Source organism: Sphingomonas sp. 2SG, from assembly GCF_005503285.1.
Taxonomy (GTDB): domain Bacteria; phylum Pseudomonadota; class Alphaproteobacteria; order Sphingomonadales; family Sphingomonadaceae; genus Sphingomonas; species Sphingomonas taxi.
Window position 1 is genome coordinate 1 of the sequence record NZ_SCMZ01000084.1, and the last position, 8,852, is coordinate 8,852.

The following is an 8,852-nucleotide window of genomic DNA, read 5'->3' on the forward strand; positions in this document are numbered from 1 at the left end:
TCGTGGGCTCGGGGATGTTTATAAGGGCCAGGGTCCCCCTCCCCCTGGCGGGGGAGGATTTGGTCAATCGATCCGCATCGCTTCCGCCGCCAGCGCCTCCGCCTCGATCAGCAGATGGTCGTCGGCCGATCCGGTCGACACCTTCTCTCGGCCGATCAGCGTCAATACCGGCACCGCCAGCGGCGTGACGCGCTCGAGATCGACGTGGAGCATCGTCTCCGCCGCCCGATCGAGCAGGCCGGCGAGACGCCCGACGTCGGTCATGCGGGCGCGGGCATCGTCCCACGCCGCCTGGAGCAGCAGATGCGTCGGCTCGTATTTGCGCAACACGTCGTAGATCAGGTCGGTCGAAAAGGTCACCTGCCGCCCGGTCTTGCGCTTGCCGGGATGCTGCCGCTCGACGAGCCCGCCGATCACCGCGACCTCGCGGAACGCGCGCTTGAGCAGATGCGATTGCTGCACCCAGTCGACGAATTCGTGTTCGAGGATGTCGGGACTGAACAAGGCGGCGGGGTCGGTGATCTTCTCGATACCATAGACCGCAAGGGCATAATCGTTGGCGACGAAACCCAAAGGCTTCAGCCCCTCCGCCTCCATGCGTCGGGTGATCAGCATGCCGAGCGACTGATGCGCGTTCCAGCCTTCGAAACTATAGGCGACCATATAGTTGCGCCCCTCGCGGGGGAATGTTTCGACGAGGAGCTGGCCGGGGCGGGGCAAAGCGGAGCGTTTCGCCTGGAATTCCAGCCATTCGCGCACGTCGTCGGGGAAGCGCGTCCATTGCGTCGGATCGGCGAGGAAGCCGCGCACGCGATCGGCGAGGTTGGTCGACAGCGGCATGCGGCTGCCGCCATAGGTCGGGATGCGCGCCGGCTTGGACGAGGCGCGGACGATCAGATCCTCGGTGTCGATCTTCTGCACCTCGCAACTGAGGCCGGCGAAGAAGAAGGTGTCGCCGGGGCTGAGCTGCGCGGCGAAGCCCTCCTCGACCTTGCCGAGATTGCGACCGTTCTTGAAGCGGACGTTGAGCATCGTCGCCTCGACGATGATGCCGGCGTTGAGCCGGTGCTGCGTCACGAACTTCGGATGGCTGACACGCCACAGGCCGTCCGCCTCCTGTGTCAGCCGCTTGAAGCGGTCGTACGCCTTGAGGCTGTAGCCGCCGTCGCGGATGAAGCCGAGGACGCGATCGAACGTCTCGTCAGTCAGCGCCGAGTAAGGAAGGGCGGACCGCACCTCGTCGAGCAGCGCCGCCTGCTCGAACGGCGCGGCGCAGGCCATCGCCATGACATGCTGCGCAAGCACGTCGAGCGCGCCGGGGCGGAACAGGTCGGGGTCGAGCTCGCCCGCCTCAACCGCGTCGAGCGCGGCGCGCGCCTCGAGATATTCGAAGCGGTTGCCGGGGACGAGGATCGCCTCCGACGCCTCGTCCAGCCGGTGGTTGGCGCGGCCGATGCGCTGGAGCAGCCGCGACGAGCCCTTGGGCGCGCCCATCTGGATGACGCAGTCGACGTCGCCCCAGTCGACGCCGAGGTCGAGGCTGGCGGTGGCGACCAGCGCGCGCAACCGGCCGGAGGCCATCGCGCCCTCCACCTTGCGCCGCGCCTCCAGCGCGAGGCTGCCGTGATGGACGCCGATCGGCAGGCTCAACGTGTTGACCTTCCACAGATCCTGAAAGATCAGCTCGGCGAGGCTGCGCGTGTTGCAGAAGATGATCGAGGTCTTGTGCAGCTCGATCTCGGCCATGACCTGTTCGGCGGCATAGCGGCCCGAATGACCCGACCAGGGCACGCGATCCTCGGGCAGCAGGATCGCGATATTGGGATCGGCGCCGGGTTCGCCCTGGACCATCGCGACCTGATCGATATCGCCGTCGGGCGCGAGCCAGGCGCGATAGCCGTCGCCGTCCGCCACCGTCGCCGACAGCGCGACGCGGCGCAGGCCGGGGCTGATCCGTTGGAGCCGCGCCATGCACAGCGACAGGAGATCGCCGCGCTTGCCGGTGGCGAAGGCGTGGACCTCGTCGATGACGATCGTTCGCAGCCCTTCGAACATCGTGAAGCTGTCGGGATAACTCAGCAGCAGCGACAGCGATTCGGGGGTGGTGAGCAGGATCTGCGGCGGGCGGATACGCTGGCGTGCCTTGCGGTCGCTCGGCGTGTCACCGGTGCGCGTCTCGACGCGCAGCGACAGGCCCATCTCGTCGATCGGCGTGACGAGATTGCGCTGGATGTCGACCGCCAGCGCCTTGAGCGGCGAGACGTAGAGCGTGTGGAGCCCTTCGGTCGGCGCTTCGATCAGCTCGGCGAGCGTGGGCAGGAAGCCGGCGAGCGTCTTACCCGCGCCGGTGGTGGCGACGAGCAGCGCGTGACGGCCGGCGCGGCCTTCGCGCAGCATGTCGAGCTGGTGGCGGCGCGGGCGCCACCCGCGGGTGGCGAACCATTGGGCGAGAGGCTCGGGAAGGTCGCTCAAGACGATTCACCCCCACCCTTTTGGCGCCGGGCGCTTCCCTCCCTATCCCGACGGGAGAGGGAAGGGCCGGTCGTGCCGACGAAGGGTGAGGGGGAACCGGATGTCATCCCAACCATATAGGTAGCATGGCACGATTGGGCGACTGGCTGGAACCGCATCCGCATGGCATCTACGTCAGGCCCGCGGACGCGTGGATCGACCCCTCCGAGCCCGAGGCGCGCGCGCTGGTGACGCACGGCCATGCCGATCACGCGCGCGGCGGTCACGGCGCGGTCTGGGCGACGCCCGAGACGCTGGCGATCATGGACGCACGCTATGGCGAACAGGCGGGCCATCCCGTCGCTTACGGCGAGAGCATCCGCATGGGCGAGGTGGCCGTCGGTTTCGTCCCCGCCGGACACGTGCTCGGCTCGGCACAGATCGTGCTCGACTATCGCGGCGAGCGCGTCGTCGTGTCCGGCGACTACAAGCGCCGCGCCGACCCGACCTGTACGCCGTTCGAGCCGGTCAAATGCGACGTCTTCGTCACCGAGGCGACCTTCGCGCTGCCGGTGTTCCGCCATCCCGACACCGGCGACGAGATCGACAAATTGATCGCGCGACTGCACGCCAATCCCGATCGCTGCGTGCTGGTCGGCGCCTATGCGCTCGGCAAGGCGCAGCGGGTGATCGCCGAGCTGCGCGCGCGGGGTCACGACGCACCGATCTACATCCATGGCGCGCTGCAACGGCTGTGCGACCTGTATCAGGAGCATGGCGTGCGCCTCGGCGAACTGCTGCCGGTCGCCGACGCGAAGAAGGCCGATATGGCGGGGCATGTCGTGATGTGCCCGCCGGGGGCGCTCAACGACCGCTGGTCGCGGCGGTTGCCCGATCCGATCACCGCGATGGCGAGCGGCTGGATGCGCGTGCGGCAGCGCGCGGTGCAGAAGAACATCGAGCTGCCGCTGATCCTGTCCGACCATGCCGACTGGGACGAACTCACCGACACGCTGTCGGAGATCGCGCCCAAGGAGGTGTGGGTGACGCACGGTCGCGAGGAAGCGCTGGTCCATTGGTGCGAACAGCGCCAGATGAAGGCGCGCGCGCTGGCATTGGTGGGGTTCGAGGACGAGGACGATTGAGCCCCGCGCCCGTCATGCCGGGCTTGGTCCGGCATCCCGCTTTTGCGTGTTGTCGGGCGGGATCAAAAGCGGGACCCCGGCTCAAGGCCGGGGTGACGGGGATTTGTCATAGCCGGCGAGAGCTTTAGCGATCGCGAATTGACCGTGACGCTTGCCGTTTTCACGTTGGGCCATGGCTGATGGTCGTGGCGGCTGGGTCTATATCATAAGCGATCGCTATCGCGGCGCCATGTACGTCGGCGTTACTGCGCATCTGGCAGCACGTATTCACCAGCATCGAACCGGGGACGGATCCGACTTTTGCCGGCGTTATGGCCTGCACCGGCTCGTCTGGGCGGAACACGGCGACACCATCGAAGCATGTATCGCCCATGAGAAGCGGCTGAAGCGCTGGCGCCGGGAGTGGAAGTTCGTGCTGATCGAACGCGGCAATCCCGACTGGCGTGACCTGTTTGATTCGGTGGCGTAGCGACGCAACGACCTTTCTATCGTCACCCCGGGCTCGACCCGGGGTGACGAGGTTGTTAGCCCGTCCCCTCCAGCGTCCGCGCGCGGCGGCGCTGGACCGAGCTGCCGATGCCCATCGCCTCGCGGTATTTGGCGACGGTGCGACGAGCGATGTCGAAGCCCTTGGCCTGCAGCAGTTCGACCAACGTATCGTCGGACAGGATCTTGGCGCCCTCGTTGGCGATCAGGCCGCGGATCGCGCTTTTCACCGCCTCCGCCGACACCGCGTCGCCGCCGTCCGCCGCCTGGATCGCCGAGGTGAAGAAATACTTCAGCTCGAACACGCCGCGCGCGCAGCTGAGATATTTGTTGCTCGTCACGCGGCTGACCGTCGATTCGTGCATCTCGATCGCCTCGGCGACCTTGGCGAGCGTCATCGGCTTGAGATGCGCGACGCCCTTGAGGAAGAAGGCTTCCTGTTGCTTGACGATCTCGGTGGCGACCTTGATGATCGTCCGCTGGCGCTGGTCGAGCGCCTTGATCAGCCAATTGGCCGAGGCGAGCGCATCGGACAGCCAGGCCTTGGCGGTCTTGTCCTGCGGGCCGTGGCTGAGTTCGTCGTAATAGCGGCGGTTGACGAGGACGCGCGGCAGCGTCGCGGCGTTGAGTTCGATGCCCCAGCCCGCCTTGGTCCGGGCGACGAACAGATCGGGAGTGACTGCCAGCGCCGGTTCGCCGCCGTAGCGGCAACCGGGCTTGGGATCGTAGCCGCGCAACTCGCGGATCATGTCCGCCATGTCCTCGTCGTCGACGCCGCACATCCGCTTGAGCCGGGCGAGCTCGCCGCGCGCGAGCAGGTCGAGATTGTCGATCAGCCGCGCCATGCAGGGATCGTAGCGGTCCGCCTCGCGCGCCTGGAGCGCGATACACTCCGCAAGGTCGCGGGCGCCGACGCCGGTCGGGTCGAGCGTCTGGATCTGGTGCAGCACGTGCTCGACGCGGGCGAGTGCGGTGCCGAGCCGGTTGGCGATGTCGAGCAGCGGGACGGTGAGATAGCCCGCCTCGTCGATCTGGTCGATCAGATGCTGGGCGATGAACCAGTCGGCGCCGTCGATCACCGTGCCGGCCTGCGCGAGCAGATGATCGGCGAGCGTGCCGTCCCCTTGCGCGAACGAATCGAAGTCGAGCCCGTCCTCACCGCCCAGGCCGCCGCCGGCGCTGCCGCCGGTCATCGACAATGCGCCGTCGAAGCCGCCGCCGCCGTCGGCGACGCTGTCCTGCTGGTGGCTTTCGGTGGCGTAATCGACGTCGAGCGGATCGGCGGCGGCGGCGCCGCTGACCAGTTCGTCGGCGCCGGCGGGCTCGTCGCGCTCGACGCGTTCGGGGCGGACGATCTCGTCGGTCTGCGCGGCCTCGAGCAGCGGGTTCTTCTCGACCTCCTCGGCGATGAAGCCCTCGATCTCAAGGTTGGACAGCGCCAGCAGCTTGATCGCCTGCTGGAGCTGCGGCGTCATCACCAGCGATTGCGACTGGCGCAGGTCAAGACGGGGCGCGAGGCTCATGACACCGCTTCTTCCCGCGCCGTGACGGAACAAGGCGGGACCCCGGCCATAGGCTAGAGCGAGAAGCCCTCGCCGAGGTACAGGCGGCGGACGTTGGCGTCGGCGACGAGTTCCTCGGGGCTGCCGGCGAACAGCACGCGCCCGTCGTAGATGATATAGGCGCGGTCGACGATGTCGAGCGTCTCGCGCACGTTATGGTCGGTGATCAGCACGCCGATGTCGCGGCGCTTGAGGTCCTTCACCAGATCGCGGATGTCGGCGATCGAGATCGGATCGATGCCTGCGAAGGGTTCGTCGAGCAGCATGATCGACGGGTCGGCGGCAAGCGCGCGGGCGATCTCGGCGCGGCGGCGTTCACCGCCGGACAAGGCCATCGCCGGACTGGCGCGCAACCGGGTGAGGCCGAATTCGTCGAGCAATTTGTCGAGCTTGGCGGGGCGCGCCGCGGGATCGGGCTCGGACAGTTCGAGCACCGCGCCGATGTTCTTCTCGATCGACAGGCCGCGGAAGATGCTCGTCTCCTGCGGTAGATAGCCGAGGCCGAGGATCGCGCGGCGGTACATCGGCAGCTTGGTGATATCCTCGCCGTCGAGCATGATCCGGCCCGAATCGGGCTTCACCAGGCCCATCACCGAATAGAAGCAGGTCGTTTTGCCGGCGCCGTTGGGGCCGAGCAGGCCGACCACCTCGCCACGGTCGACCGAGACCGACACGTCGGTGAGGACGACGCGCTTGTCGTAGGATTTGGCGATCGAAATCGCCTGCAGCCCGCGATTGGCGGGCGGCTCGTGGATCGGCTCGGCGGTCTGGAGGTCGGAAACGGCGGCGTCCATGGGCTCGATGCCTCGCATCAAAAGAGTGGCAAAGCCTTGGCAGGCTTCGTGCATGCCGTTGCGTCATGGCGCGGAGACGGGCGCGAGGGAAGACCCTTTAGCTGGCCCCGGGCCCCGTGCCGGCGTGCCGCGGATCGGCCTCGCCCGCCTCAGTCCCGCTTGGGGACCGAGAAGGTGCCGGTGACGCGGCCGCTGGGCGCGGTGGTGGTGGTGCTGCCGGGGGCGGCGCCGCTGGAGCCGCGGACCGAATTGCCGTCGACCACGGCACGGCCGGTGTCGAGGTTGATCGTCAGGCGGCCGCCGTTGACCGTATTGCCGCCCTGCGTCAGCGTCACCGCGCCCAGCATCGTGATGACCCGGCGATTGAGGTCGTAAATCGCATATTGGCTCTTGGCGGTCTGGTCGGGGCGGCGGACGGTGACGCCGCCGCTCGCATCGATCCGCGACACCTGCGGGCTGCCGCCGACCACCTGACCGGTATAGCTGACCGTCATCCGCGCCGAGTTGAGCGTCATCTCGGCCTGGCGGACCGAGACGTTGCCCGACAGCACGCCGCGATTCGCCTTGTCCTGCAATTCGATATGGTCGGCGCCGAAATCGATCGGGGCGTTGGAATTATGCGCCGTCTGCGCCGCCAGCGGGGCGGCGAGCAGGGCGACGGCGAGGAGGGGGGTGCGCATGGCGGGCTATTTCGCCCGTCGCGGCACGATCCGCAAGCGGGCATTGCCGCTGAGGCGCACGGTGCGGCCAGCCAGGTCGGCGGTCAGCGCATTGGCGCTGAAATTGCCCTGCGGCACCGTGCCCGTCACCTTGCCGCCGCTGCGCATCGTCTTGGTTTTCAAGTCGATCGTCGCGTCGCTCGTGTCGAGTCGGTAGCCGTTGGCGGCGCGGAAGGCGATCGGGCCGTCGACCTTCATCTGCTCGGTGTTGAGGTCGTAGCGGCCCTTGTCGGCGCGCAGCGTCGCCGGCCCGTCGTCGAGCGCGAGATCGGCGGTCATGCGGTTGATCTGGACGATCGGCACGCTGCTGCTCTGCTGCACCGCGGTGCCGGCGTTGAGCGCAAACGCCTGCCCCTTGTCGTCCTGGCCGCGATAGGTCGCCGCCTGCAGCTTCAGCCGCTCCTTGGCGACCTCCACCTTGTTCTTGTCGAGGACGAACGACACTTCGTTGGCGGCGGTCAGCGGCGCCAGCACAAGGAAGGCGGCGAGCACGCCGATGCCGATCGGCAACCCGGTGTTGAGCAGCGTGACGATCCGGTCCTGCCGGCCGCCGGGCGCGGCCCAGCGCTGCCGCGCCGAACGCGTCTGGCGTGCGGTCGGGGCGCTCACCGCCGGGCCTCAGGCATGGGCGAAGATGTCGATCTCGGGCCAGCCGGCGAGATCCAGCGCGGCGCGGGTCGGCAGGAAGTCGAAACAGGCCTGCGCCATCTCCATCCGGCCCTCGCGTTCGAGCCGGCGGTTGAGCTCGGCCTGCAGGCGATGGAGGAAGCGCACGTCGCTCGCCGCATAGTCCTTCTGCGCGTCGGACAATTCTGGTGCGCCCCAGTCGGACGATTGCTGCTGCTTGCTGAGTTCCTGGCCGAGCAGTTCGCGCACCAGTTCCTTGAGGCCGTGACGATCGGTGTAGGTGCGGATCAGTCGCGACGCGATCTTGGTATCGTAGGCGGGCGCTGCGACGATGCCGAGGTAATGCTGGAGCGCGGCGATATCGAAGCGGCCGTAATGGTAGAGTTTCACGCGGCCGGGATCGGCGAGCACCGCCTTGAGGTTCGGCGCAGCATAGTCGCTGGTCGGACCGAAACGGACGAGATGTTCGTCGGGGCCGCCATCGGACAATTGTACGACGCACAGTCGGTCGCGCGGCGTGATGAGGCCCATCGTCTCGGTATCGACGGCGATCGAGGCGTCGGGAGCGAAGACGTCGGCGGGGAGGTCTTCCTCGTGGAAGTGTACGGTCATGCCAGCGCCCTACGCCGCAACGCCAGGATGCTCAACGATTAAGCGTCATCGGCCGGAAATCCGCGCCATTGCTGTGGCGGGTCGCGCCGGGGCCGGTATTCGGCATGGAATGGCAGACGATTGCGACGAATTCATTCGCGGGGACTTGTTTTCTGCGCTATGACGATTCCCAAGGCGCAATAGGTTTCGCGCCCGAGGGCTCGCGTTCGTCGTCCGGCGCACGGGTTCTTGTCACGGATTGGATGCGGGCGAACCGGGAAGACGAATAGGGTTATGGGTTACGACAAAGGTGGCCGCGGCAATCGTGGCGGACGTGGTCGCGACAAGCGCGACGATTTCGGCGGCGGCAGCAGCGATTTCGGCGGTGGCGGCGGACGGCGGCGACGCGGTGTCGGCGGAGGCGGTGAAAAGCGCGATCCGCGGCCTGATCGCCAACGAGGGCGCCAAGATCCTGTC

General features: G+C 67.6%; 8 protein-coding genes. 2 read left to right on the top strand and 6 right to left on the bottom strand.

Annotated elements, in window-relative coordinates; genetic code table 11:
* Positions 1-63: 63 nt before the first annotated feature.
* A complete protein-coding gene (locus tag FFS23_RS19325; protein WP_137899882.1) occupies positions 64-2,472 on the bottom strand; it encodes a ligase-associated DNA damage response DEXH box helicase in 2,409 nt (802 codons plus the stop codon).
* Between the two features lie 125 nt (positions 2,473-2,597).
* Between FFS23_RS19325 and FFS23_RS19330 the strand changes: the two genes are divergently transcribed.
* A complete protein-coding gene (locus tag FFS23_RS19330) occupies positions 2,598-3,596 on the top strand; it encodes a ligase-associated DNA damage response exonuclease (protein ID WP_137899883.1) in 999 nt (332 codons plus the stop codon).
* Between the two features lie 172 nt (positions 3,597-3,768).
* The gene (locus FFS23_RS19335) at positions 3,769-4,065 is read left to right on the top strand and encodes a GIY-YIG nuclease family protein (protein ID WP_137899884.1); all 297 of its coding nucleotides are present in this window, start codon (positions 3,769-3,771) and stop codon (positions 4,063-4,065) included.
* Between the two features lie 55 nt (positions 4,066-4,120).
* Here FFS23_RS19335 and rpoN read toward each other — a convergent pair whose 3' ends face one another.
* The 5 genes from rpoN to FFS23_RS19360 form a co-directional block, all read right to left on the bottom strand.
* Positions 4,121-5,605, bottom strand: coding sequence for an RNA polymerase factor sigma-54 (gene rpoN, locus FFS23_RS19340; protein WP_137899885.1), 1,485 nt, complete (start codon positions 5,603-5,605; stop codon positions 4,121-4,123).
* A gap of 53 nt (positions 5,606-5,658) precedes the next feature.
* Complete coding sequence (gene lptB, locus FFS23_RS19345) at positions 5,659-6,438, bottom strand: LPS export ABC transporter ATP-binding protein (protein ID WP_038661638.1); 780 nt, start codon at positions 6,436-6,438, stop codon at positions 5,659-5,661.
* Between the two features lie 149 nt (positions 6,439-6,587).
* Positions 6,588-7,118, bottom strand: a complete 531-nt coding sequence (locus FFS23_RS19350) for an LptA/OstA family protein (RefSeq protein ID WP_137899886.1) — start codon at positions 7,116-7,118, stop codon at positions 6,588-6,590.
* A 6-nt stretch (positions 7,119-7,124) separates the two neighbouring features.
* A complete protein-coding gene (lptC, locus tag FFS23_RS19355) occupies positions 7,125-7,766 on the bottom strand; it encodes an LPS export ABC transporter periplasmic protein LptC (RefSeq protein ID WP_038661632.1) in 642 nt (213 codons plus the stop codon).
* A 9-nt stretch (positions 7,767-7,775) separates the two neighbouring features.
* A complete protein-coding gene (locus tag FFS23_RS19360) occupies positions 7,776-8,396 on the bottom strand; it encodes a ribonuclease D (RefSeq protein WP_137899887.1) in 621 nt (206 codons plus the stop codon).
* Positions 8,397-8,852 lie beyond the last annotated feature (456 nt).